At 67.8% G+C, this 24,687-nt stretch carries 24 protein-coding genes; 18 read left to right on the top strand and 6 right to left on the bottom strand.

The window, feature by feature from the left end; genetic code table 11:
• Positions 1–46: 46 nt before the first annotated feature.
• Positions 47–1,582 (bottom strand): class I adenylate-forming enzyme family protein, encoded by a 1,536-nt coding sequence (locus DJ029_RS01850; protein WP_112320620.1) that lies wholly within the window; start codon positions 1,580–1,582, stop codon positions 47–49.
• Between the two features lie 192 nt (positions 1,583–1,774).
• On the opposite strand from DJ029_RS01850, the gene DJ029_RS01845 reads away from it, so the two are divergent.
• The 3 genes from DJ029_RS01845 (at position 1,775) to DJ029_RS01835 (ending at position 4,830) form a co-directional block, all read left to right on the top strand.
• On the top strand, positions 1,775–2,533 hold the full coding sequence (locus tag DJ029_RS01845; RefSeq protein ID WP_112320619.1) for an SDR family NAD(P)-dependent oxidoreductase: 759 nt from the start codon (positions 1,775–1,777) through the stop codon (positions 2,531–2,533).
• 104 nt (positions 2,534–2,637) lie between these two features.
• On the top strand, positions 2,638–3,831 hold the full coding sequence (locus tag DJ029_RS01840) for an ABC transporter substrate-binding protein (RefSeq protein ID WP_112320618.1): 1,194 nt from the start codon (positions 2,638–2,640) through the stop codon (positions 3,829–3,831).
• Between the two features lie 657 nt (positions 3,832–4,488).
• Entirely contained in the window at positions 4,489–4,830 is a 342-nt protein-coding gene (locus tag DJ029_RS01835) for a hypothetical protein (RefSeq protein WP_112320617.1), read from the top strand.
• Positions 4,831–5,247: 417 nt separating this feature from the next.
• On the opposite strand, the gene DJ029_RS01830 is transcribed toward DJ029_RS01835, so the two are convergent.
• On the bottom strand, positions 5,248–6,372 hold the full coding sequence (locus DJ029_RS01830; RefSeq protein ID WP_112320616.1) for an NADH:flavin oxidoreductase: 1,125 nt from the start codon (positions 6,370–6,372) through the stop codon (positions 5,248–5,250).
• A complete protein-coding gene (locus DJ029_RS01825; protein ID WP_112320615.1) occupies positions 6,347–6,973 on the bottom strand; it encodes a nuclear transport factor 2 family protein in 627 nt (208 codons plus the stop codon). Before DJ029_RS01825 ends, DJ029_RS01830 begins: the two co-directional genes overlap by 26 nt.
• Positions 6,974–7,144: 171 nt before the next feature.
• On the opposite strand from DJ029_RS01825, the gene DJ029_RS01820 reads away from it, so the two are divergent.
• Complete coding sequence (locus DJ029_RS01820) at positions 7,145–7,897, top strand: SDR family NAD(P)-dependent oxidoreductase (RefSeq protein WP_112320614.1); 753 nt, start codon at positions 7,145–7,147, stop codon at positions 7,895–7,897.
• Positions 7,898–7,904: 7 nt separating this feature from the next.
• Here the strand turns inward: DJ029_RS01820 and DJ029_RS01815 are convergent, their stop codons facing one another.
• A complete protein-coding gene (locus tag DJ029_RS01815; protein ID WP_157966228.1) occupies positions 7,905–8,360 on the bottom strand; it encodes a nuclear transport factor 2 family protein in 456 nt (151 codons plus the stop codon).
• A 124-nt stretch (positions 8,361–8,484) separates the two neighbouring features.
• On the opposite strand from DJ029_RS01815, the gene DJ029_RS01810 reads away from it, so the two are divergent.
• The 10 genes from DJ029_RS01810 to DJ029_RS01765 all read left to right on the top strand — a co-directional run bounded on the left by DJ029_RS01810 (position 8,485) and on the right by DJ029_RS01765 (position 17,843).
• Entirely contained in the window at positions 8,485–10,779 is a 2,295-nt protein-coding gene (locus DJ029_RS01810; RefSeq protein WP_198671025.1) for an acyl-CoA dehydrogenase family protein, read from the top strand.
• Positions 10,779–11,306, top strand: coding sequence for a nuclear transport factor 2 family protein (locus DJ029_RS01805; RefSeq protein ID WP_112320612.1), 528 nt, complete (start codon positions 10,779–10,781; stop codon positions 11,304–11,306). Before DJ029_RS01810 ends, DJ029_RS01805 begins: the two co-directional genes overlap by 1 nt.
• A 21-nt stretch (positions 11,307–11,327) precedes the next feature.
• Positions 11,328–12,086: an SDR family NAD(P)-dependent oxidoreductase gene (locus DJ029_RS01800; protein WP_112320611.1), complete on the top strand. Its 759-nt coding sequence runs from the start codon at positions 11,328–11,330 to the stop codon at positions 12,084–12,086.
• Positions 12,087–12,169: 83 nt separating this feature from the next.
• Entirely contained in the window at positions 12,170–13,258 is a 1,089-nt protein-coding gene (locus DJ029_RS01795) for an NAD(P)H-dependent flavin oxidoreductase (RefSeq protein ID WP_112320610.1), read from the top strand.
• Positions 13,255–14,031 carry an enoyl-CoA hydratase family protein gene (locus tag DJ029_RS01790; RefSeq protein WP_112320609.1) on the top strand — a complete coding sequence of 259 codons (777 nt, stop codon included), beginning with the start codon at positions 13,255–13,257 and terminating at the stop codon, positions 14,029–14,031. Before DJ029_RS01795 ends, DJ029_RS01790 begins: the two co-directional genes overlap by 4 nt.
• Positions 14,028–14,819, top strand: coding sequence for an SDR family oxidoreductase (locus DJ029_RS01785; protein ID WP_112320608.1), 792 nt, complete (start codon positions 14,028–14,030; stop codon positions 14,817–14,819). The genes DJ029_RS01790 and DJ029_RS01785 overlap by 4 nt, the downstream gene beginning before the upstream one ends.
• Before the next feature lie 11 nt (positions 14,820–14,830).
• Positions 14,831–15,295: a MaoC family dehydratase gene (locus DJ029_RS01780; protein WP_112320607.1), complete on the top strand. Its 465-nt coding sequence runs from the start codon at positions 14,831–14,833 to the stop codon at positions 15,293–15,295.
• Positions 15,296–15,405: 110 nt separating this feature from the next.
• Positions 15,406–16,284 carry a CoA transferase subunit A gene (locus tag DJ029_RS01775; protein WP_112320606.1) on the top strand — a complete coding sequence of 293 codons (879 nt, stop codon included), beginning with the start codon at positions 15,406–15,408 and terminating at the stop codon, positions 16,282–16,284.
• A 9-nt stretch (positions 16,285–16,293) separates the two neighbouring features.
• Positions 16,294–17,094: a CoA-transferase subunit beta gene (locus DJ029_RS01770; RefSeq protein ID WP_112320605.1), complete on the top strand. Its 801-nt coding sequence runs from the start codon at positions 16,294–16,296 to the stop codon at positions 17,092–17,094.
• Entirely contained in the window at positions 17,091–17,843 is a 753-nt protein-coding gene (locus DJ029_RS01765) for an SDR family NAD(P)-dependent oxidoreductase (protein WP_112320604.1), read from the top strand. Before DJ029_RS01770 ends, DJ029_RS01765 begins: the two co-directional genes overlap by 4 nt.
• Here DJ029_RS01765 and DJ029_RS01760 read toward each other — a convergent pair.
• Entirely contained in the window at positions 17,831–19,468 is a 1,638-nt protein-coding gene (locus tag DJ029_RS01760) for an ABC-F family ATP-binding cassette domain-containing protein (RefSeq protein ID WP_112320603.1), read from the bottom strand. The genes DJ029_RS01765 and DJ029_RS01760 overlap by 13 nt on opposite strands.
• 196 nt (positions 19,469–19,664) lie before the next feature.
• Positions 19,665–20,669 (bottom strand): helix-turn-helix transcriptional regulator, encoded by a 1,005-nt coding sequence (locus DJ029_RS01755; protein WP_232822977.1) that lies wholly within the window; start codon positions 20,667–20,669, stop codon positions 19,665–19,667.
• A 228-nt stretch (positions 20,670–20,897) separates the two neighbouring features.
• Between DJ029_RS01755 and DJ029_RS01750 the strand changes: the two genes are divergently transcribed.
• The 4 genes from DJ029_RS01750 (at position 20,898) to DJ029_RS01735 (ending at position 24,684) form a co-directional block, all read left to right on the top strand.
• Positions 20,898–22,103: an acetyl-CoA C-acyltransferase gene (locus DJ029_RS01750; RefSeq protein WP_112320601.1), complete on the top strand. Its 1,206-nt coding sequence runs from the start codon at positions 20,898–20,900 to the stop codon at positions 22,101–22,103.
• 11 nt (positions 22,104–22,114) lie between these two features.
• Positions 22,115–22,972: a sugar phosphate isomerase/epimerase family protein gene (locus tag DJ029_RS01745; protein WP_112320600.1), complete on the top strand. Its 858-nt coding sequence runs from the start codon at positions 22,115–22,117 to the stop codon at positions 22,970–22,972.
• Positions 22,938–23,687 (top strand): TetR/AcrR family transcriptional regulator, encoded by a 750-nt coding sequence (locus DJ029_RS01740; RefSeq protein ID WP_112320599.1) that lies wholly within the window; start codon positions 22,938–22,940, stop codon positions 23,685–23,687. The genes DJ029_RS01745 and DJ029_RS01740 overlap by 35 nt, the downstream gene beginning before the upstream one ends.
• A 118-nt stretch (positions 23,688–23,805) precedes the next feature.
• A complete protein-coding gene (locus DJ029_RS01735) occupies positions 23,806–24,684 on the top strand; it encodes a branched-chain amino acid ABC transporter permease (RefSeq protein WP_112320598.1) in 879 nt (292 codons plus the stop codon).
• Positions 24,685–24,687: the final 3 nt, after the last annotated feature.

The raw sequence follows: 24,687 nt of genomic DNA, 5'->3' as shown, positions 1-24,687 counted from the left end.
TGGTGAAGGCGACGGCGGGCGCTGAGCGCGCCGCCGCCCTTTTCGCTCAGTTGCGGTACTTGTCCAGGTTGTCGGCGCGCAGCGCGTCCACCAGGTCGCGCTTGCGGATCTTGGCGGCTTCCACCGGCATGGTGTCGATGAACTCGAACCGGCGCGGCACCTTGTAGGCGGCCAGGTGGGCGCGGCAATGGGTGCGCAGCATCTCCTCGTCCAGCGTTACGCCGGGGAGGGGCACCACGATGGCGACCGGGATTTCGCCCTTCGCCTCGTCCAGGGCGGGGACCACGGCGCAGATCGACACGCCGCCCTGGCGGTAGAGCACGCTTTCCACTTCAAGCGGGTAGATGTTGTGCCCGCCGGTGATGATCACGTCCTTCTTGCGGTCCACGATGAAAAGGAACCCGTCCTCGTCCAGGAACCCGAGGTCGCCTGACAGCCAGCCGCGCGGGCCGAAGCTTTCCGCCGTGGCCTTCGCGTCGTCGGCATAGCCGAGCGACACGCAGTCCCCGCCGATGACGACCTCGCCCACCTCGCCCTGGGGCAGGGGGGTGCCGTCCTCGCCGACGATGGTGATGACGGAGGAGCCGACGGGCAGGCCCGCCGCCCCGGCGCGGCGCGGTCCGCGCACCGGTTCGATCACGTTCTGGCCGCAGGTTTCCGTCGCGCCGTAGACCTGGCTCACACGCGCGCCTGCCAGTTCCTCGAACTTGCGGATGATCGGCTGGGGCACCGGTGCGCCGCCCGTGGTGCAGACCCGCAGGGACGACAGGTCGTGCTTTTCCGCATCGAAGACACCGACCATGTAGACGTACATCGTGGGTGTGCCGCCGAAGTAGGTGGCCTTGTGGCGGGCGATATCCTCCAGCACGCGCTCAGTGTTCCAGCGTTCGTGCAGGACCAGCGTGCCGCCGGTGTAGAGGCACAGGTTCAGCGTGACCGTCAGGCCGAAGTTGGTGAACAGCGGCACCGCGCAGAGGTAGGTTTCCTGCCCATAGCGCGCGCCATGGCTGACCATCATGTCCCGCAGGCTGCTGACGGTGGTGAAATGCGTCTGCTCGATCGCCTTGGGCGTACCCGTGGTGCCGGAGGTGAAGAACAGCGCCGAGGGGTCGTGCAACTGCTGCTCGTGATCCGCGAAGGTATCGGGGGCAGCCGCCATGGCGGCATCGATATCCAGCGCACCCTCCAGCGCCCCGGCAGGGGCAAGCAGGGTCAGGTCGGGGAAGTCGCCCTTGATCGGCGCGAACTCCGCCGCGCTGGAGGCATCCACGACAAGCGCGCAAATGCGGCTGCGGCCCAGAACCGCGCTGAGCTCACTGGCGCGGAACATGGCGCTGAGGGGGGCGGGCACCGCGCCAAGGCGCTGGCAGGCCCAGAAGGCAATCGCCATCAGCGGCGTGCTTGGCAGGTACAGCCCGACACGATCCCCCGGCTTTACCCCGGCGTCCCGCAGAACATGCGCGAGTTGCGCGGTTCGGCGTCCGAACTCGGCATAGGTCAGCCGCGTGTCACCAGCGATCAGAAAGGTCCGGTCGGGGACAAGAGCCAGATTGCGGTTGAGGATGCGGTTGAACGTTTCCACCTTGGTCTTCCTTCTCGAATTTTGCGCGGACACTGGCCTCGGGCCGCGCGGGGCGCATCGTCCGGCGGGACTAGGGTACCGCGCGGCCGATGCCCATTGCACCACGTTGGGATCGTCCGCTCGGACGATGCCGCGCCGTTTGCCCCCCATACCATGCCCGCCAATGGCACGAACGGGAAAAGGAGCGGCGGCATGGCGGGACGGCTGGAAGGCAAGGTGGCGCTGATCACCGGGGCGACCTCGGGGATCGGGGCCTGTGCGGCGAAGCTGTTCGCAGCCGAAGGCGCGCGCATCGCCGTCGCCGGGCGCAGCGCCGAGCGTGGCGCGGCGGTGGTGGACGAGATCGCGGCGGCGGGCGGCGAGGCGGCCTTCTTCAAACTGGATTTCGACGCCCCTGAGGAAGTCTCCCCCATGATCGACGCGGTGGTCGCGCGCTTCGGAGGGCTGGACGTGCTCTACAACAACGCCGGCGGCTCCAGCGGGGACGACGGCCCCCTGACCGAAGCGCCCGAGGCGGAGTTCTGGCGCTGCATGCGCGTGGACCTGTTCGGGACCTGGCAGACCTGCCGCTATGCGATTCCGCACATGAAGACGCGGGGCGGCGGCTCGATCATCAACACCTCGTCCATCGTGGGCGCGATGGGGATCGTCAACCGCGATGCCTATACCGCCGCCAAGGGCGGGGTGATCGCGCTGGGCCGGTCCATGGCGGTGGAATTCGCGCCGGACCGGATTCGCGTTAACACGCTGGTCCCCGGCGCGGTCGGCACCGAGCGGGTGCTGCATTTCTTCGACACCGAACCCCACCTGGAAGACCAGCGCAAGGCCCACCTTCTGGGCCTGGCCACGCCGGAAGACGTGGCCCGCGCGGCCCTGTTCCTGGCGTCCGAGGATTCGGCCCGCACCACCGGGCACATCCTGCCGGTGGACAGCGGAATCCTGATTTCGTGAGCCAATATCGATGATTCCGCCGCTGGCATGGTCCGATCGGACGGTGTCGGGGGGGCGGTATGTACCCAAGCTTGGGTCAAATAACTGGCAAGAGGAGGAATACGATGCAAACGAAGGCCAAATGGCTTGCAACAGTGGCGGCCACCGCGCTGATCGCGACGGGTGCTGCGGCACAGGACGGCGACACGATCAAGATCGGCGGCATGGTCTCGATCACCGGCGCGGGCGCGTCCATCGGGCGGGTGGCTGAAATCGGCTGGCAGATGGCGATCGACGACATCAACGCCGCGGGCGGCATCGCCGGCAAGCAGGTCGAATTCGTCCTGGCCGACACCATGACCGACCCGACCCACGCGGTCAGCGAGGCGCGCCGCCTGGTCGAGAACGAGCAGATCGACGCCATGGTCGGCCCGGTCACCAGCCAGGAAACCATTCCCGTGACGGCCGTGACCACCGCCGCGAACATCCCGCAGATCACGACCGCCGCCTCGGCGACGCTGACGCCGGAAGCCGCGCCCTACCACTTCTCCAACTCGCCCACGGGCCTCAACCAGATGATCGCGAACATCGAGTACGCGATCAACGAGCTGAACCTGACGAAGCTGGCCATCATCTCGGACAACGGCGGCATGTCCAAGGCCGCCGTGCAGGAGATCGAGGACTACATGGCCGAGAAGGGTATCGAGCCCACGGCAATCCAGGAATTCGCCTTCCGCACCGAGGATATGACGCCGCAGCTCTTCTCGCTTCGCTCCAGCGGGGCCGAGGGTGTGCTCATCATCAACTCGCTGGGGGACGATGCGCGCAAGTTCCTGCAGAACCGCGATGAAATCGGTTGGAACGTGCCCGTGCTGGGCAGCCTGACCACGACGAACTTCGCCGTGGGCAACGCCGAGATCCTGGGCGTGGAGGCGTTCAACAACGTCTACTCCGTACAGTTCGAAGGCATGAGCTACTGCCCCGGCGATCCGGTCGGTGAATCGCTCTACGCGAAGTTCGACGCCAAGGCGAAGGAAACCGTGTCCGACCTGTCGCGCCTTGGCGGCAGCTCGGCCCTGTCGCCCTACTACGTGGAACCCTTCGTCCTGAAGGCCGCGATCGAGGGCTCGGGCTCGACCGACGGTGACAAGGTCGCCGCCTGGATCGAGGCGAACGCCGCCGAGATCGAGAACATGCTCGGCACCTTCGCGGCCAACGACCAGACCCACTTCCTGCCCTCTTCCGAGGCGATGGTCGTGACCAACAAGGCCTATGCCCCGCGCGAAGACGGCCTGACCGAGCGTCTGCAATGTGACTGAACGCCCTGAACGGGAACAAAGGCGGCCGGGCATTGCCCGGCCGTTTGCTTTTGGGGATGAAAGCAAAGAAGCAGTGGCTGTGATCTCCGGCCCTTTGCGGGCGTTGGTGCAGCCTTGGGTTAGGGTTTTCATATTGCCATCGGCCGCTTCGAGGCCAATTCGAACTTTCGGCTTGAACGCGGTATTGGTCGATTTGGGCGCGGAGCGGTACTTCGCTGCGGCCCGCGCAGGTGTCAGCTATGCGGAATTTTGAACTTTCGCAGCAAGTGCGCGATTGCTTTTCGCTTCTGCCGGATGGCTGGCGTAGGGGTCGGCAGGCGTTCTGTTGCTGCGGTCATGGGCCGATGAACCGGACTTCGCGAAGTCGTCACCTTTCAAGGCAGACCGAACCAAATTATTGCAGTCAGGGTCGTTTCCCGGGGCATCTTATCGGGAAACCGCAGCATCGCTGGAGCTGTCGTTTCATCTTTGCAACTAAAAAGACTGTGATTGGCCTCGCGCGCGTGGTCATCAGAAACGCGATTAACAGTCGTGTGATCGAGTTGTTTTCTTCGTACCTCTCACGGCAGAGGGCGGGATGCATTCTGCCCCCCAAAAAATCCCGTCGTTGCAGGCAGGTCCTTCACGGCCGGAATCTTACAGGAACGAGGATCAGAAATGAATATTCCCGAAGCTACGAAACCCGCACTCTGGGGTGCCGTCGGTGGCGCCATCGTCGCGATTGTTGTCGGATTTTACTGGGGTGGATGGGTGACCGGCGGAGCGGCGACCCAGATGCAGACCGCCAGCGCGGAAGCTGCCGTCGTTCAGGCGTTCACACCGCTCTGCGTCGTCAAGGCCGAACAAGAGCCGGAACAGATCGCCTTATTGAAGGAAGAATCGAGGTGGCAGCGGGACAACTTCGTGGTTGAGGCTGGCTGGGTCGACAATGTTAGCGAAAAGTATCGCTCGGAAGTGGCTGATGCGTGTGGAGATTCGATCGTGGAAGGAATGGAATAACACGGGCAATTCCTACCACCGCATATCCCTGACTGGGCAGACTCCTTTCGTCACCATGCTCTCCATGCAGTGTCCCAAGGCGGCGTTTCGAGCCGATTTGGCTGTGTCACCAAAGGGACAAGCAGAAAGGTCGACGTGGTAACCTCTATGGCGTATCTCCAGAACGCGCAGGCCGGACTTTAACAAAGCGGTAGACTGACGATTAGCGAATGGCGGCTCGAAGCCGCCATTCGTTGCACGAAGTACGGATGTCTGCATGGAGCCGGTCGCGTCGATTTGCGTCCAGAACCTGGAACGACCTCCAGGTCCGCAAACTTGCCCCAGGCGCCGGAGATATCACCTTCCCCCCGAGGCAGGCAAAGGGCTGGCAGCGATGCCAGCCCCAGGCATTTGTTCAGGTCACAAGCTTGCGCGCCGTCAGTCCAGCCGGTCCAGCATCGCCTTGTCATAGCCGATCATCTGGTCCAACCGCCCGGCTTCGGCCTTTTCCACCCAGTGGGCGTCGGCCAGCAGGGCGCGGCCGACGGCGAGGATGTCGAACTCGCCCCGCTCGAGCGGGCTGGCGACCACGTCCAGCGATGCCGCGCCGGCGGTGTTCAGGCCCGGACGGTCAAGGCCCACGCCGCCGACGGCGATGGTCGGCAGGCCGGTCAGCTTCTTGGCCCAGCCCGCCATGGTCATGTCCGACTCCTCGGGGAAGGCCGGTTCCCAGATCCGGCGGGTGGAGCAGTGCAGCAGCGTCACCCCCGCCTCGGCCAGGGGTTCCAGCACCTCGCCCAGTTCCTGCGGCGTGTCGCCCAGCTTTGCCTTGTAGTCCTGCTGTTTCCACTGCGAGAAGCGGAAGCTGATCGGGAAGTCCGGGCCAACCGCGTCGCGGATCGCGCGGATGACCTCGCACGCAAAGCGCGTGCGTTCGCGCCGGTCGCCGTTCCAACCGTCGGTGCGGCGGTTGGTGACGGACCAGAGGAACTCGTCGATCAGGTAGCCATGCGCGCCGTGCACCTCGACCCCGTCAAAGCCAAGGCGCTGCGCGTCCCCGGCGGCCTGCGCGTAGGCGGCGATCACGTCGGCGATCTCGGCCTCGGTCATGGGGCGGGTGGGTTCCTCGGCCCCGGTGAAGGCGTTGGTGTTCGCCGAGGGGCCAAGGCCCGGCAGCGACGGGTCCGGCGCCATGCCGGAGGTGCGGAAGCTGCCGGTGTGCCAGAGCTGGGGGAACATCAGACCGCCCGCGGAGTGCACCGCCTCGATCACCGCTTTCCAGCCGGCGAGCGCGGGGTCGCCCCCGAACACGGGCACGTTTTCATAGCTGTGGGCCGAGGCGTGGGGGATATAGGTGCCCTCGCTCAGGATCAGGCCGACACCGGCGGCGGCGCGGCGGCGGTAGTATTCCGCCACATCCGCGCCGGGAATGCCGCCGGGGCTGAAATAGCGCGACATCGGGGCCATGGCGACGCGGTTACGCAGGGAAAGCCCGGCCACCGTGGCCGGGGCGAACAGGCGGGTGAGATCGGGCGCCTCAGCGGACGCGGACAGAGTGGACATCGTTTCCCTTTCGCATAGTCTTGATGAATTCCTCCAGCGGGGCGGGTTCGGGGACCGCGGGGGAGCCCTCGGGCTGGGCGTCCCAGAAGGCGCGCCAGCTGGGGAACAGGTCGTGCCAGCTTCCCGAATAGGGCTCACGCCCGGGCCAGCGCATCTTGCGCTGCCCGATGGGGGGCTTGTTCAGGTCGGTGGCATACCAGTAGAGCGGCACCCGGCGGCGGAAATACCAGCGCCCTGCGATACGCTCGTACCGGTCGTGGTACATCATCTGCATGATGACCCACTCCGCCCCCGTCTCATGCTCGTTCTTGGAGTAGACGATGCCTTCGGCGGTGTCGGCGTCGATGAACTCGATGATCTGGGTGCCCACGTGGTGAGAGGTGCCGTCGAACTGCTTTCGCATGGTCTCGGACAGCCAGTCGCGCAGGGCCTGACGCCCGGTGCGCCCCTTGCCAGCGGCCACGTCCTCGGGGAACAGCCCGGCCATCGCATCCATGTCGCGCATGTCCAGCGCCAGCGCGTACTTGGAGGCAAGCTGGCGGATCTCCTCCCGCGATTCGAGGCGGTCCAGCCGGGCGAGGATGTCGCTCTGCTCTGTCATCTTGGTGCGCCTTTCGTTGTGAATCCCGCCCGACCCTCGCGCCGGGAAAGGGACGGCGCATCGTCCGAAAAGGGTATTTCCGCGCCCCTCCCCGGTGTGAGGGTCGGGCCGGAGGGGGCCGTGGCGCGCGTTACGCCGCGAGGGACTTGCAAGGAAGGAAGAGGGCAGAAAATGCAAAGGTTCGAGGGAAAGACAGTGCTGGTTACGGGCGCTGCTGCCGGGATCGGGCGCGCGGTGGCGCTGCGCCTGGCGGATGAGGGTGCGGCCCTGCTGCTGGCTGACCGTGACGCAGATGGGATGGAGCAGACCGCCGCGATGATCTCGGGCGGGGCGGCGTGCCACACCTATGACGCGGCAGTGCCCGGCGCTTCTGCCGAGATGGTCGAGGCGGCGGTGCAGCAGGCGGGCGGGCTTGACGGGCTGATCAACGTGGCGGGCGCCTATCACCGGGCGCATTTCGCCCAGATGACGGCCAGCGACTGGGAGCGGATGCTGCGCATCAACCTGACCTCGGTGTTCGAGACGTGCCAGGCGGCGCTGCCCGCGCTGAGCGAGAGCCGGGGCGTGATCGTCAACACCGCTTCCACCGCCGGGGTGCAGGGCATCGCCTATGCCGCCGCCTATGCGGCTGCGAAGGGCGGGATCATCACGCTGACCCAAAGCCTTGGCGCGGAACTGGCGCATCTGGGCATCCGGGTAAACGCGGTCGCGCCAGGGCGCGTGCGCACCAGCATCGGCGCGGGCCTTGCCCCGGTGGAGGGCGCGCGCCCGGAACTGTCGTTCCACCCGGTCAAGCTGGGCGGCATGGAGGATGGCGCCGCGCCAAAGGACCTGGCCGGAACCTATGCCTACCTTGCCTCCAATGACGCTTGTTTTGTCACCGGGACGGTGACGGTGGTCGATGGCGGCTCGCTCGCGGGCTGAGCGGCGCTCAGGGGCGGGCGAGCAGGGCGTGCGCCGCCGCGTCCCCGTTCAGCAGGCGGTTTTCACGTCCGGTGATGCGCCACCCTTCAGGGGTGCGTGCGAAATGCCAGAGGTTGGCGCTGACCCTTTCGGCGCGCCAGCCGGGGGCGTCGTGTAGGAACACCACCGAATGGCCGCGCGCGGTGGCGGTGTCGCCGTCAACCTCGATCCGGTGGGGGCCAAGGACATGGGCGCAGCCCTGCGCGACGTAGCCTTGATGCGTGGCGTAGCCGGTGATCCCGGCGATTGCCGCGCGCCCCTCGAAACGGTGTTCGCCCGCGGTATAGGTCGCGTCCTCGGCCCAGTCCGCGCCGAGGCTCGCCTCGTCCAGCGCATCCGCCGCCGGCCCGTATCCGGCGATGATATCGGCGATGGCGAGCCTGTCCTCGATGGCGCGCAGGCGGGTTTCAAGGGTGTCTGTCATGATACCTCCGTTCCAGGTGGGGGCAGGCTGGCGCGGCGCGCGGTGCTTTCCATCCCGCATTCGGACGATGTGCGCCCCGGCGCGCGGGGGTGAACATGGCGCGAAACCAGGACGAGGGACGCGAATGACGATGGACAGCCCCGAAGAACACCGCATGATCCGCGAGGAGCTTGGCCGCTTCCTGGCCCGCTTGGGCGGGGTAGAGGCGGCGATGCGCCAGTCCGAGGGGCAGGCCGAAGGTGAGGCGCTGTGGCAGGCGCTCGCGGGCGAGTTGATGTTCACCGGGATCGGCCTGCCCGAGGCGCAGGGCGGCCTTGGCGCGGACATGCGCGCGCTGAGCATCGCGCTGCGGGAACTGGGCCGCGTGCTGTGCCCGGTGCCCTTCCTGTCGACCGTCGGCCTCGTCGGCCAGACCCTTGCCGCCGCGCCCGAAGGCGGGGTGCGAGACGCCGCGCTGGCCCGGATCGCGGGCGAAGGCGCGCGCGCGGCGATGGCGCTGGCGGCGCCCCTTGGCGCGGACCCGGTGCCGGGCGTGACGGCACAGGCCGATGGTGACGGTTTCGTCCTGACGGGGGCGGTCGCCGCAGTCGCCGACCTGGCGCAGGCGGACCTGGTGCTTGTGCCCGCGCGCCTTGGTGATGACGTGGCGCTGTTCCTGCTGTCCTCCGGGGATCTGGCGGGCGCGGTCACGGATCGTAGTCCCGCCGATGCCACGCGCCCGGTAGGGCGGCTCAGCCTCGACGGGCTTAGCGTCGCGGGCGCGGCGCGGGTGGGCGACGGCGCCGCGCTGGCCGCGGGGCTTGCGCGGGCGCGGCTGTGCGCGGCGGCCGAGATGGCCGGCGCGGCGCGCGGGGCGTTCGACATCACCCGCGCCTACATCGCCGAGCGTAAGCAGTTCGGCCGCCGGATCGACAGTTACCAGGCGATCAAGCACCGCGTGGCGGACCTGTTCGTCGCGCTGAACGCGGTGGATGCCCTGATCGACGCCGCCGCCGCCGCCTGGGACGAGGGCGACGCGATGGCCGCGCCGGACTCCCTAGCCGCGCTGGCCGCCGCGCTGGAGGTGCTTGAGCGTGCCGCCTCTGAGTCGATCCAGCTGCATGGCGGCGTGGGCATGACCTGGGAATACAGCCCCCACCTGTTCCACAAGCGCGCCTTGGCGATGCGGGCCGACTGCGGCGCGCCCGAGGCGCAGGTCACCGCGCTGGGCCGCGCCCTGTTGGCGGGTGACCTGCCGGTGCTGCCTGATGCGCCCGAGGGCGATCCGCTGCGGCGCGAGGTGGCGAACTGGATGCAGAACGCGCTGACCGGGCGCTTCGCCGAGCTGCGCCACAGGGGCGGCGCGGGCGATGGCGACGCGCTGACCGATCTGCGCAAGGACTGGGAAGCGGAACTGGCCAAAGGGGGCTGGGTCGGCCTGGACCTGCCGAAGGACCTGGGCGGGCGCGCCCTGACCATCGCCGAACAGGTCGCTTTTCACGAGGAATACGCCCGCGCCGGCGGACCCGGCCGCATGGGCCATATCGGCGAGGGGCTGATGGCCCCGACGCTGGCCGCCTTCGGGACCGATGCGCAAAAAGCCCGTCACCTGCCCGGCATCCTGGACGGCACGGTGTTCTGGGCGCAGGGCTATTCCGAACCGGGCGCGGGCTCGGACCTGGCGGCGCTGCGCACCCGTGCGCGGCAGGACCCTGAGACGGGCGACTGGCTCGTGACCGGGCAGAAGACATGGACCTCGCTGGCGCATGTCTCGGACTGGATCTTCGTGCTGGCCCGCGCAGAGGAAGGCTCCACGGGCCGCGACGGGCTGATCTTCCTGATGATGCCGCTGGACCAGCCGGGGATCGACATCCGCCCGATCCGCCAGATCAACGGCGGCTCGGAATTCAACGAGGTGTTCTTCGACGGCGCCCGCGCCAGTGCCGACGACGTGTTGGGCGCACCGGGCGAGGGTTGGAAGATCGCCATGGCCCTGCTGGGGTTCGAGCGGGGCATCTCGACCCTCGGTCAGCAGATGGCCTTCGCGCAGGAGCTTCAGGCGATCACGGCGCTGGCCCGCGACAGCGCCGATCCGCACGCCTTCGCCCCCGCGCTGGGCCGGGCCTGGCAGGGGCTGCGGGCCATGCGCCATGGCGCGATGCGCATCCTTGAAGGGCTCGCCAGCGGCCAGAACGACGCGGCGGCGCTGGGCTACAAGTACGAATGGTCGAACTGGCACCGTTCCCTGGGCGAACTGGCGATGCAGGTGCTCGGCGCGGAAGGCGCGGTACGTTCGGAAGACCCGGAAATCGCCCGCCTGCAAAGCCTCGCCCTGTTCGTGCGGGCCGAGACGATCTACGGCGGCACCAACGAGATCCAGCTCAACATCATCGCCGAGCGGGGGCTGGGCATGCCCCGTGAACCCCGCGGGGCTGCCTGATGGGCTTTGCGCGGCGTGACCCCTGTGCCCTGGCGGACGTGGACTGCCTGCAACGGCTTCTCACCGCCTATTCCCGCGCCGTGGATCGGCGCGACTTCGCGCTGCTGCGCCGCCTTTACGACGACGAGGCCGAGGAATGCCACGGCGAAATGTTCACCGGCGGCCCGGACGCCTATGTCGCCTTCGTGCGTGACGCGCTAAGCCGCTATGACGCGACGGTCCACTACGTGGTGCAGACGCAATTCGCGCTGGACGGCGACCGGGCCGAGGGCGAGGTGCACAAGCTGAACTGGCATCGCCACCATGACGGGCGGATCGTGCTGACCTCCAGCCGGTCGCTCGACCATTACCTGCGGCGCGACGGGACCTGGCGGTTCTACCGCCGCACCACCGTGCTCGACTGGGCGCGGCACTTGCAGGCGGATCCGGGCGCGGAGGTCGATTTCGCCGCTGGAAGCCCGCCGGGGCAGGCGGGGCCGGGGGATCCGTCCTTCGGGGTGCTGCCGCTGCTGGCCGCGATGAAATGACACCATGAAAGGAAACAGGGAATGACACGGGAATTCGAAGGCAGCATCGTGGCGGTGACCGGGGCGGCGCACGGGATCGGGCGCGCCATCGCGCTGGGCTTCGCCGCCGAGGGCGCACACCTGGCGATGCTGGACCGCGACGGCGACGCGCTGGCCGAAACCGCCGAGGCCGCCCGCGCTCATGGCGGCCGCGTCCTGACGCTTGAGGGCGACCTGCTGGACACCGACACCGTCGAGGCGCATTTCGCCCGGATCGCGGCGGATTTCGGCCCGGTGCACACGCTGGTCAATAACCTTGGTCAGACCGCGCGGGAAAACTACTCGGAGTTCTACCTCGCCAAGGCGGAGACGCTGGACTTCGTGATCGGCATTTCGCTGCGCGCCACGCTCCACTGCTCGCGCCAGGTGGTGCCGGGGATGCGAGAGCGGGGCGCGGGCAAGATCGTATCGATCTCGTCCGACAGCGCGTTCAACGGCGATATCGGCACCGTGGACTACGCGGCGGCGAAATCCGGAGTCCTCGGCTTCACACGGGCGCTGGCGCGCGAGCTGGGTCCCCATAAGGTCAACGTCAACGCGATTTGCCCCGGCCCCACGAACACCCGCGCCATGCAGCGTATCCCCAAGGACGCGTATGAGCGTGCCCGCAACGCCATCCCGCTGGGCGAATTGTGCGAGCCGGAGGATATCGCCAACGCCGCCCTGTTCCTTGCCAGCGAGAAATCGCGTTTCATCACCGGGCAGGTTCTGATGGTCAACGGCGGACGCGTCTTTCATTGACGCCTTGCGCCGCGCCTTTGTCCATTCGGACGATGTGGCGCGGCGCGTGTTCCGGTTGATGGGGCAAAAGAGAAGGGAAGAACATGAGCGTACCTGGGTTGGAAACCGCTTTGACACGAACGCTCGGCTGCCGCTATCCGATCGTGCAGACCGCGATGGGCTGGGTCGCCGATCCGGGGCTGGTCGCGGCCACCACGAACGCGGGGGGCTTCGGCTTCCTTGCTGCTGCCACCATGGGCGAGGGCGAAGTCGGCCCCGCGATCGAGGCGGTGAAAGCCGCCACGGACGGGCCCTTCGGCGTCAACTTCCACATGTTCCAGCCCAATGCCGACGAGGTGATCGAGGAAATCCTGAAGCACCGCGTAGCCGCCGTCAGCTATGGCCGTGGGCCGGATGCGGCCACCATCGGGCGGTTCCGCGAAGCGGGCATCACCTGCATGCCCACCGTGGGGGCCGCGAAACACGCGGTGAAGGCCGTGCAGCTGGGCGCGAACGTCATCACCATCCAGGGGGCCGAGGGCGGCGGGCATACTGGCTCGGTCCCGACCTCGCTTCTGCTGCCGCAGGTGCTGGACGCGGTCGATGTGCCGGTGGTCGCGGCGGGTGGTTTCCACGACGGGCGCGGCCTGGCCGCAGCCCTGGCCTGGGGTGCGTCCGGCATCGCCATGGGCACGCGGTTCCTTTTGACCGAGGACAGCCCCGTGCACCGCGATACGCTGGCGCGCTACCTTGAAACCGGCGACCCGGCCGTGATCCGGGTCACGAAGTCGGTGGACGGGCTGCCCCAGCGCTTCATCGAGAACGAGGAGCTGCGCCGCCTGGACGAGATGCGCGGCCTCACCCGGCTGATCGCCAGCCTGCGCCACGCCCATTCCTGGGGCCGCAGCAAGGGTATGGGCTATGGCCAGATGCTGAAAACCGCCTGGAAGTCGATGCATGCGGATGACGCGGGTTTCGCCGCGACCGTGATGGCCCCCAACCTGCCGACGCTGGTCGAAAAGGGGCTGGTCGCGGGCGACACACGGCACGGGCTGCTGCCCTCGGGGCAGGTGGCCGCTGTCATTGACCGGCTGGAGCCCTGCTCCGCCCTGATCGAACGTATCGCCGGGGAAGCGCGGGAGCGGCTCGACGCCCTCTGCCATCCGGGCACTGAAAAGGAGGACACCGCATGAGCGGGCCATTCACCACGCAGATCGAAAACCACATCGCGGAAATCGTGCTGAACGCGCCGCCCGTGAACGCGCTGGACTCCGCCGGCTGGGCCGCGCTGGCCGCCGAGGTGGACCGCGTGAACGCCGATCCGGACGTGCGCGTCATCGTGCTGCGCGCCGAAGGGCGCGGCTTTTGCGCCGGGGTCGATATCAAGGAACTGCAGGCCCACCCCGAGCGGATCGTCGACGTGAACAAGGGCAACTATGACACCTTCCGCGCGCTGCATCGTGGCCGTGTGCCGGTGATCGCCGCGCCGCACGGCTACGTGCTGGGCGGGGGCATCGGCATCTGCGGCTCCGCCGACATCGTGATCGCGTCCGAGGACGCCATATTTGGCGTCCCCGAAGTGGACCGCGGCGCGCTGGGCGCGGGGGCACACCTGGGTCGGATGCTGCCATTGCAGAAGGTGCGCATGATGTATTTCACCGGCGACAGCATCACCGCCGAGGAAGCCGCCCTCTACGGCGGGATCGAGGCGGTCGTGCCGCGCGAAAAGCTGCGCGACACCGCGATGGAAATGGCCGCGAAGATCGCCGCGAAAAGCGACGTGATGATCGCGCTGGCCAAGGAATCCCTGAACGGGGTCGAGGCGGCAGACCTTGAGGACCAATACCGCTGGGAGCAGGGATTCACCGCCCAGGCCTACCTGATGGCCGACAGCCAAGCCGCGCGCGATGCTTTCGTGAAAACCGGCGGCACCGCTGATTTCAATGCGAAGAAGGACAAGGCATGAGCCAGAAGACCGCCCCCGAATACGTGCCCGGACACGGGCTTCTGAAGGACAAGTCGGTGCTGATCACCGCCGCCGCCGGAAAGGGTATCGGCTTCGCCACCGCCCGCCGCGCGGTTGAGGAAGGGGCCCGCGCCCTGATGATCGCCGACATCCACGAACGCCGCCTTCAGGAAGCCCAGGCCGAATTGCAGGCCATCGCCCCGGAGATCCCGGTGCTGGCCGAGATGTGCGACGTCACCGTCGAGGAGCAGGTGCAGGCGCTGGTCGCAAGCGCTGACAAAAAGCTGTCCGGCATCGACGTGCTGGTGAACAACGCGGGGCTGGGCGGGCTGAAACCCGTGGTCGAGATGAGCGACGAGGAATGGCTGAAGGTGCTGGACGTGACGCTGAACGGCACCTTCCGCATGACCCGTGCAGCACTTGCCAGGATGATGCCGCGCGGCAAGGGAGCGATCGTCAACAACGCTTCCGTGCTGGGCTGGCGCGCGCAGAAGGGCCAGGCCCATTACGCCGCCGCCAAGGCCGGTGTCATGGCGCTGACCCGCTGCTCGGGGCTTGAGGCGGCGGATCACGGCATCCGGATCAACGCCGTCGCGCCCTCCATCGCGATGCATGAATTCCTGGCGAAATCCGCTCCGGCGGAAGTTCTGGAAAAGCTGGCCGGGCAGGAAGCCTTCGGGCGCGCGGCCGAGGTCTGGGAAGTGGCGAACGTCATCATGTTCCTGGCCAGCGACTATTCATCCTATATGGTCGGAGAGGTGCTTTCCGTCTCCAGCCAGCGCGCCTGAGGAGGGACGCCATGACATTTCGATTCTCGAGCGCACAAGAAGCGATGGACGCCGTGGGCACATCCCTCGGCCCCAGCGAGTGGATCACCATCGACCAGGAGCGGATCGACCTGTTCGCCAAGGCGACAGGCGATTTCCAGTGGCTGCACGTCGACCCCGAGCGGGCCGCGAAGGGCCCCTTCGGCAAGACCATCGCCCATGGCTTCTTGACGCTGTCGCTTACGAACATGGTTCTGCCGGACCTGTTCATGCCCGACAACCTTGACTGGGGCGTGAACTACGGCGTGGACCGGGTGCGCTTCCCCGCGCCGGTGCCGGTGGGCAGCCGTGTGCGCGCAACCGGCGAAATCCTCGAGGTCAAGCCCGTTGGCGATAACGCGGTACAGACCAAGCTGCGCCTGACCATGGAAATCGAGGGTGCCGAGAAGCCCGGCTGCGTCGCCGACGCGTTGCAGCGCTACGCTTTCCTGTCCTGAGGCGTCCCGATCCTCCTGCTTAGTCCCCTTGGACGATGAACGCCGCCGCCACGCGCGGCAGTATCGGTCCAAGGGGCGGTGCGCCGCCCGGGACAAGAATGGAGACGGGAATGAACAAGGAAACTTCTCTCGCCGATGCCGTCGCGGAATTGCGCGACGGCATGGTGATCGGGATCGGCGGATGGGGCGCGCGGCGCAAGCCGATGGCGCTGGTGCGCCAGATCCTGCGCAGCGATCTGAAGGATCTGACCCTGGTCGGTTTCGGTGGACCCGAGGTCGGCATGCTGTGCGCCGCCGGCAAGGTGCGCAAGCTGATCTACGGTTTCGTCTCGCTCGACCATATCCCGCTGGAGCCCTATTTCCGCAAGGCGCGCGAGGCGGCTGCCGTCGAGATCAACGAATACGATGAAGGCATGTTCCTGATCGGCCTGCGCGCCGCTGCCGAACGTGTGCCCTTCGCGCCGACGCGGATCGGCATCGGCACCGATGTGCTGACCTACAATCCGCATCTGAAAATGGTGAACTCGCCCTATGGCGACGGCGAGGCGCTGGTCGCCGTGCCCGCGATCCGCACCGACGTCTCGCTGGTGCATGTCAGCCGCGCTGACCGCTTCGGCAACGTGCAGACCGACGGGCCGGACCCCTATTTCGACAACCTGATCGCGCGCGCCGCGGACAAGGTGATCGCCAGCACAGAGTCGCTGTGCGACCGGATGGACGTCAGCCACCCCGACACCGTGAAATCCAGCCTGTTCGACCGGACTATGGTGCAGGCGGTCGTCAACGCCCCTCTGGGCGCGCATCCGACCACCGCCCATGACGCCTATGGCTGGGACATGGCGCATCTGAAGGCCTATGGCGCCACCGCCCGCGAGGACGATGGCTGGGCGCGTTACATGCAGGACTTCGTGGCCGACAGCGAGGCCGCCTATCTTGACAACGTCGGGGGTGCGGATGCCGTCGCGCGCCTGCCGATCCCGCAATTCTGAGGTATCGACATGAGCACCGACACGTTTACCCTGGCTGAACTGATGATCTCGGCCGCTGCCCGCGCCTTTGCCAATGACGGGGAAGTCATGGCCAACGGCATCGGCACCCTGCCGCGGATCGCCGCCGGCCTGGCCAAGCTGACCCTGAACGAGAAGCTGATGCTGTCCGACGGCGAGGCTTACGCGCTGGAAACCCCGCTGCCGCTGAATGTCGCGCTTGAGGATCGCCCCGGCGCGTCCGGCTGGATGCCCTATCACCGCGTCTTCGAATCCCTCTGGAGCGGCCGTCGTCACGCCATGGTCACCCCGGTTCAGATCGACCGTTTCGCGCAGTCCAACATCTCGTGCCTTGGCGATTTCAACGCGCCGAAGGTACAGCTTCTGGGCGTGCGCGGCTTTCCGGGGAACTCGATCAGCCACCGCAACTCCATGCTGGTGACGTCCCATGACAGGCGCACCTTCGTGCCGGGCGAGGTGGATGTCGTGTCCTCCGCCGGCTATTCTGACCGGCTTGTGCCCGAAGGCGCGAAACGCCCCGAGGTCGATATCGCGCTGGTGGTGACGCCGCTCTGCGTGATGGACTTCAAGGGGCCGGACAACGCCGCCCAGGTCCTCAGCCTGCATCCCGGCGTGAGCTTCGAAGAGGTGGCCGACGCCACCGGGTTCGAGCTGCTCAGGGCGCCGGGCATGGCCGTCACCGCCGTGCCGATCGACGAGGAGCTTCAGATCATCCGCCAGCTCGACCCGGACAACCTGCGCGCCCGCGCGATCAAGGGTGACCCGCCGGGCGTGCGCCAGGAAGCTGCATGAGCACGGCTTTCGTTGTTGGCGGTTCCGGCGGCATTGGCGCCGAGATCGCCCGCGTCCTGGCCCGGGAGGGCTGGGACATCGCGCTGACCTACCACAGCCGCTCCGACCGGGCCGAAGCTGTCGCAGGGGATATTCGCGCCCTGGGGCGGGACGCCTCGATCCACCAGGTGGACCTGGCGGATACGGACGCGGTCCTTGCCACCGCCGAGGCGGTGCGCAGCGCCCATGGCGCGCCCGGTTGTCTAGTCTACGCCGCCGGGCCGCTGGTGCCGCTGCGCCACCTGTCCAAGGTGACGCCCGCGCAGATGAAATCCCACCTGCTGAGCGATACCTTTGGCTTCTTCAACCTGCTGCACGCCTGCCTGCCGGACCTGCGGGAAACCCGCGGCAACGTCGTCGCCTGCCAAAGCGCGGCGCAGGTGCGCTACGCGCCCGCCGACGGGTTGTCGGTCGTGCCCAAGGCCGGGGTCGGCGCGCTGATGAGCGGGATCGCCAAGGAAGAGGGGCGTTTCGGCATCCGCGCCAATGGTGTCGGCATCGGGCTGATCGAAAGCGGGCAGATGCTCGCCCTGTCCGAAAACGGCGACATCGACGATGCCTATCTTGAGGCGGCGGCCAAGGCCACGCCCCTGCGCCGCCTGGGTGCGGCGCGCGACATCGCGGAAGCGGTGGCGTTCCTCGCCTCGGACGAACGGGCGGGTTTCGTGACCGGGCAGGTCATCAATGTGGACGGCGGCTACGGGGTCTGACCCCTGCCGCCGCCGCGGCTTGCCTCGGCGCTGGCCGGGGCGAATCCCTTCAATTCAATGACCCTGTCCGGCCCGAGCGCGTCCAGGAACGCCTCATCATGGCTGACCACCAGCAGTGCGCCGTCATAGCAGGTCAGCGCCGCCTCCAGCGCGTCGATCCCCGCGAGGTCCAGGTGATTGGTCGGCTCGTCCAGGATCAGCAACTGCGGCGGTGGAGCCCCGCCGAGCACGCAGGCCAGCCCGCCGCGCAGGCGTTCCCCACCGCTGAGATCCCCGGCCCGGCGCAGCGCGTCCTCGGCGCGAAAGCCGAATCGGGCCAGGGCGGCGTGGGCGGTCTGCAGTTTCGCGCCGGGGTTCCGGGCGAGGAAGTTCTCGCGCAGGGTGCATTCGGGGGCCAGCACGCCGACGTGCTGATCCAGCCAGGCCCATGGGGCGGTCACCCTTACCGTTCCGTCCAGCGGGGCGAGTTGACCGGTGATCAGCTTGAGAAGCGTGGTCTTCCCAGCGCCGTTCGGGCCCGAGATGACGACCCGCTCCGGGCCGGTGATGGTCATCGACAGGTCGCGGATGACCGGCGTTTCGGGGTCATGCCCGCCGGTCACATGCTCCAAGCTTACCACGATCTTGCCCATCGGAAGGCCGGTTGGGGCGAGTTCCATGTGAAGCGGTTCCAGCACCTCCACCCTCTTGCGGGCGGTGCTTAGGGCGGCCTCCGCCGCGTCACGGCGCGCGTCGCGCAGGCGGTGACCTGCGCCGCCCGACGCCTCGGCCCGTTCCTTGGCCGCATCCAGAAGGACTTTCGGCTGACCGCCCTTCGCGCGGGACTTGCGCCCGGCGCTGTCCTTGCGGGCCTTGCGCTCAGCCGCGATGCGCGCCCGCTCGGCGGCTTTTGTGCGGGCCTTTTCGGCATGCGCCAGGTCACGCTCCGCCGCCTGCAAAGCGGTTTCCTTCTGCTGGCGGAAGGCGGTGTAGTTGCCGCCGTAGCGGGTCGCGCCCAGCGAGGTCAGCTCGACGATGGCGTCCATCGCGTCCAGAAGCGCGCGGTCATGGCTGACGACGATCGCGCCGCCCCTCCAGCCGCGGAGCAGGTCGATCACCGCGCGGCGGCCCGCCCGGTCCAGGTTGTTCGTCGGTTCATCCAGAAGCAGGACGTCGGGCTCTGCCAGGATCAGCGCGGCAAGGGCGGCCCGGCTGCACCGCCCGTCGGACAAAGTGGCGAGCCGGGTCCGCGGATCGGCGGACAGGTCGCACCGCGCCAGGGCGGCGTCGATCCGGGCGGGCAAGGTCCAGTCGGCTTCGGCGAGGTCCCGGGCCGTCGCCACGCCACGTTCGGCCCGCTCCAGCAGGGCGAGGGCGCGAGCCGCGCCGAAAAGATCGGCGATCGTCTCATCGGGGTGGTCCATCGCGTCCTGGCGCAACATCGCGACGGTTCCGCTGGTGCAGACCTGCCCCGAGGCGGGGCTTAACTGCCCTGCGATCAGGCGCAGAAGCGTGCTCTTGCCGGTACCGTTGCGCCCGACGATGCCGGTGCGTTCAGGGCCGAAAGAAAGATCGAGGTTGGTGAAAAGCGGCGTGCCGTCAGGCGTGGACCAGGACAGGCCGGAGATGGACGGGAATGCAGGCATTGGACAGGACTTCTCGCAGCGAAACCGGTGGGGTGAAGGCGGCGAGGGGCTTGTCCATGGCGAAGGCATCTCCGTTTCGGGGTGCCCAGAGGGTAGGCGTGGTGCTGCATCTGCGCAAGGGGGCGCACGAAAACCCCCTCGTCCGGACCGGGCGAGGGGGTGAGTCCCGTCAGCGCTGGGATCGAGGATACTGCCGTCAGGCGGCGTCCATCGCCCGGGGGGTTGCGCTGAGCATCGCGGCACTGCTCAGCATCAGGCGGACCAGCTCGGTCTGGCGGCGGATGCCGCTTTTCGCGAAGATCGAGCGCAGGTGCGCGCGCGCGGTGTTGCGGCTGATGCCCAGCTCCTCGGCGGTTTCGTCAAGGGACAGGCCCGCGGTCAGGCTGCGCGCCACGTCCGCCTCTGCCGGGGTCATGTCGAACAGGCAGCGCAGGATGTCCTTGTCCGGGGTGCCGCCCGAATCGGCATCGCGGATCATCACCACCGCGCCGACGCCCCCCGCGCTGTCGCCGCCCGCCTTGGTCCGGCGCACGATCACGCCGAGGTCGCGCAAGCCAGAGGCGCGCGCCACCACCATCGTGTGCTGCTCCGTGACCGGCTGCCCGCCAAGGCCGAGCGCGCTGCGGATCGCCGTTTGCAGGCTGCGGTCCGCGCTGCCGCCGCAGGCCGCAAGGCCGCCGCGCACGCGGCGCAGGCCGTCACCGGCGTCGATCAGCGCCCGCGCCAGCGGTGTTTCATGGACGATCCGCCCTTCCGCATCGAGGAAGATCGCGCCGATCGCCAGCCGGTCCAGCGCCGAGGAGTAGACCGTGCATTCCAGGTCGGTCCGGTCCAGCCGCGCGGCCAGGCGCAGCGCCCGGCGCAGGTGGCGCAGCAGCATGGGCAGCGTCTCTCCGACACCGGGCATCAGCCCGCCTTTCGGCGCGACCAAGTGCAGGCGGTAGGTGCCGTCCTCGTCCGCGCTGTCGGCACTGACGCCGCCTTCGATGCGCAAATCGCTGTCGCAGGGCGTGCCGTGCATGGCGCAGGCGACGAAGCGGCGCCGGTCCCGCGCGCCGCGCGGGCGATGCTCAAAAATGACCGAGCGTGCGCCGGTCGCGTCGCGCACCGCGTCCAGGCAGGTCTGGATCGAACCGCCTCCGGTCAGAATGTCGTAGATGGCATCGACAGTGGAGCCCGTCTCGTGGCCAGCGGAAATCATGTCCAGCACGTCGCTATTCCTCCTCGGTGATCAAGTGACTTTCCGTCATCTATTCGACACACTGTCGCAAGTTCGACGGTGTGTCAATTTTTTAGTAAGGGCGTCGAAAATTCACGACGGTGTCAGTTTCCGCGCCCATGCGCGGGGTTCGTCCACTCGGACGATGCGCCATGCGCGCGTTCCGCCCAGGTTTCGGGGTGAATTGAAGAAAAAGGACGAGGGTTTCCCATGCGTGAGGCTGTTATTGTGTCGGTGGCGAGAACCCCGATTGGAAAAGCGTTCCGGGGTGCGTTCAACGATACCGAGGCCCCGGCGCTTTCCGGGCACGCCGCGGCCGTCGCGCTGTCACGCGCGGGGATCGAGGCGGGGCGGATCGACGACGTGATCATGGGTTGCTCCGCGCAGCAGGGCACGCAGGGCTACAACATCGGCCGGCTGACCGCCGCGGCGGCGGGTCTGCCCGACACCGTGCCGGGGATGACCATCGATCGGATGTGCTCTTCGGGGCTGATGGCGCTGGCGATCGCCAGCCGGCAGATCGTGTTCGACGGCATGACCGCCGTCATCGCGGGCGGCGTGGAATCGATCAGCCTGACCCAGAACAAGCACAAGAACACCTATCGTGCCCGCTCCGAGGCGGTGATCGCGAAGTCCCCGCACATGTACATGCCGATGATCGAAACCGCCGAGATCGTGGCCGAGCGTCATGGCGTCACCCGCGAGGCGCAGGACGTTTTCGCCCTGCAAAGCCAGCAGCGCACCGCTGCCGCCCACGCTGCCGGGCGTTTCGACGCGGAACTGGCCCCGATGCCCAGCGTGAAGACGGTGAAGGACCGCGAAACCGGCGAAATCTCGACCCAGGAGGTCACGCTGGACCGGGACGAGGGCTTCCGCGGCGACACCACCATCGAGCGGCTGAGCGGGCTTGCCCCGGTGCACGCGGGCGGCACCGTGGTCGAGACGGGCAAACACGTGACGGCGGGCAACGCCTCGCAGCTGTCGGACGGGGCTGCCGCGCTCGTCGTGATGGAAGCAGCCGAGGCGGCGCGCCTTGGTCTTGAGCCGCTGGGCGCGTTCCGGGGCATGGCCGTGGCCGGCTGCGCGCCCGAGGAAATGGGCATCGGCCCGGTCCTCGCGGTGCCGAAGCTGCTTGAGGCGCACGGGCTGAAGGTCGACGACATCGACCTGTGGGAGCTGAACGAGGCTTTCGCCAGCCAGGCCGTTTACTGCCGCGACGCGCTCGGCATCGACAACGAGAAGATGAACGTCGATGGCGGCGCGATTGCCGTGGGGCACCCCTTCGGTATGACCGGCGCGCGGATGGCCGGGCACATCCTGATGGAGGGTCGCCGTCGCGGCGCGAAGCGCGGCGTGGTCACCATGTGCATCGGGGGCGGCATGGGAGCTGCCGGCCTGATCGAGATCTTTTCCTGAGGGGGTCGGACATGCTTATCGCCGCGGCGCATACCCTGACCGGATCGGTCCCCGGCGCGGCGGACTGGCCGCGCCACCATATCCTTGAGCGGGCCGCCGCGGCGGCTGCTGCCGGGTTCGACGGGCTGAGCCTGCATTTTCGCGACTACCTGCAATTGCAGGGGGAAGGGCGGACGGATGAAGAGATCCGCGCCGCCTTCTCAGGCCTTGGGCTGGCCGTGCCGACGGTTGAATTCCTGCCCGACCTGCCCGGCGGCGGGTTCGACCCGGAGGCGGTGGACGCCGCCTTCGCCGCGACTCTGGCGCTTGGCGCTGGGTCGCTGAACGTCGGGCTGGACATGCAGGGCGCTTGCCCGCCAGTCGAGCGGCTGAAGCAGGATTTCGCAAACTTGAACGCGCAGGCCCGCGAACGCGGCGTCACCCTTGCGCTGGAACCGCTGGGCTGGGGCGCGACGCGCGATCCCGGCCTTGTGGCAGAGGTGCTGGATCATGCCGGCGAGGGCCCCGGCCTGGTGCTGGATGTCTGGCATCTTTCGCGGGCCGGAACCACGCCGGCAGACTTCGACGCCGGGCGCATCCTGTCGCTTCAGATCTGCGATGCGCCGGATCGCCCCGAGGGCGACGTGCTGCACGACACGATGAATCGCTGCCTCTGCGGCGAGGGAACCCTGGATATTCCCGGGTTTCTCAGCTCCGTGCGGGGCTTTGACGCATTTCCACTCGCGGTTGAGGTGATCTCGCCCGACCTCGCCGCGATGCCGTTGCATGAGGCCGCGCGGCTGGCGCATGATACGGCCCGTGTAACAATTGAGGCATGTGGCGGAGAAACGGCCGATGGCAAAGACAAACGACCTGGCAGAGAGCGATAGCCCCGCGGAGACGCGGCCCGGCGCCCGCGACGACAAACGCGAGACGAACCCGCGCAAGGAACTCGTTCGCGAGCAGCTGATGGATATCGCCGCGCGCATGTTCGACGAGCAGGGCTACGACCGGTGCAGCATGACCGCCATCGCCAACGAGGTCGGGCTGGGCCGCTCGGCGATCTATCACTATTTCAGCTCCAAGGACGACATCCTCTCCGCGCTGATCGACGCCGAGGCACTGGAACCCTCCAAGCGGCTGAACGAGCTGGCGCAGGCGGAAAGCGGCAGCGCCAGCGAGCGGCTGCGCGCGGCCATCATCGACGGCGTGGTGCGGCGGCTGTCCAGCGGGGCGCGCTTCGTCCGCCTGGCGCGGCTTGAAGCGCAGATCCCAGATCACCTGATGGGGCGCTACAATGAATCCCGCCGCCAGATCTACAACTACTATGTCGCCTGCATAGACGAGGGCATGGCCAGCGGGGAATTCCGCCAGGTGGATTCCCATATCGCCGCCTTCGGCGTGATCGGCATGGCGAACTGGACATCCCGCTGGTACCGCACCGACGGGCGGATGAGCGCCCACGAGATCGGCGAGACGCTGGCCGACCTGGCGCTGGCCGGGCTGCGCTCGGACGGGCAGAACGAGCGGCTGCTGAACGAGGCGCGGGGCCGCCTGCGCACCCTGGGCGAAGAGATCGATTCCCTGAATACCCTGCTCGGCTGAGCAAGGCGCGCGGGCTTAGTCCAATTGAACGATGCCCCTGCGATGTGACACCCGCACTCTTTCCTGACAGGCGCGCCCGGTTTGGGCGGACTAACAACGCGCGAATCGGGAGAGTGAAATGCTCAGTGAAATCGTCATCATCGTCATTCGGGGGGTCGCCATCGGGGCGCTCTTCTCGATCATCGCGATGAGCTTCAACATCGTTCACAACGCCACGAAGATCCTGAACTTTGCGCAGGGTAACGTGTTTATCCTGGGCGGGTTCGCGGCCTATTTCCTGGCCAACCAGGCGGGCGTCGGCATGTGGCTGGCGATGCTGATCGTCACCTCTTTCGGGATTGCGGTGCTGGTCGCGGCGCAGGGGTGGCTGACGCTGCTGCCCCTGACCGACACCAACGAGCAGAACAGCTGGCTGATATCCACCGTTTCCGTCTCGGTCATCATCTCGGCGCTGCTGCTGCTGCTGTACGGGCCGTTTTCCTACACTGTTCAGGGGCCGATCCCCAGCTTCCGCGTGATGGGCATCAAGACGCCGGGCGCGTTCGTGCTGGCCATCGCGGCGGCGATCTTCTGGTATGTCGCGCTGCGCCTGTTCCTGCGCCGCAGCTTCATCGGCCTGGCCATCAGTGCCCTGTCCCAGGACATGGACGCCGCGCGCGCGGCGGGCCTGCCGGTACAGCGGCTGCAACTCCTGGCCTTCGCCATTTCCGGCGCCATCGCAGGATCTGTCGGCTTCATGGTCGCGCCCGTGATCTCGGTCAGCCCTGACGCGGGTCTGCGCTACGTGCTGAACGGCTTCATCGCCGCGGTCGTCGGCGGGATCGGCAACAACACCGGCGCGTTGATCGGCGGGCCGCTGGTGGGCGTCATGGCGATGCTGACCGCCTACAAGGTGGGCGGCGCGTACCAGGACCTCGCCTCGCTGATCGTGCTGGTCACGATCCTGATGTTCTGGCCCCAGGGCCTGTTCGGGCGCGCTGCCGCGCGGAAGGTGTAAGTC

The sequence above is a fragment of the Oceanibium sediminis genome, from assembly GCF_003265325.1.
Taxonomy (GTDB): domain Bacteria; phylum Pseudomonadota; class Alphaproteobacteria; order Rhodobacterales; family Rhodobacteraceae; genus Halovulum; species Halovulum sediminis.
This window is presented reverse-complemented; position numbering and strand designations above follow the sequence as displayed.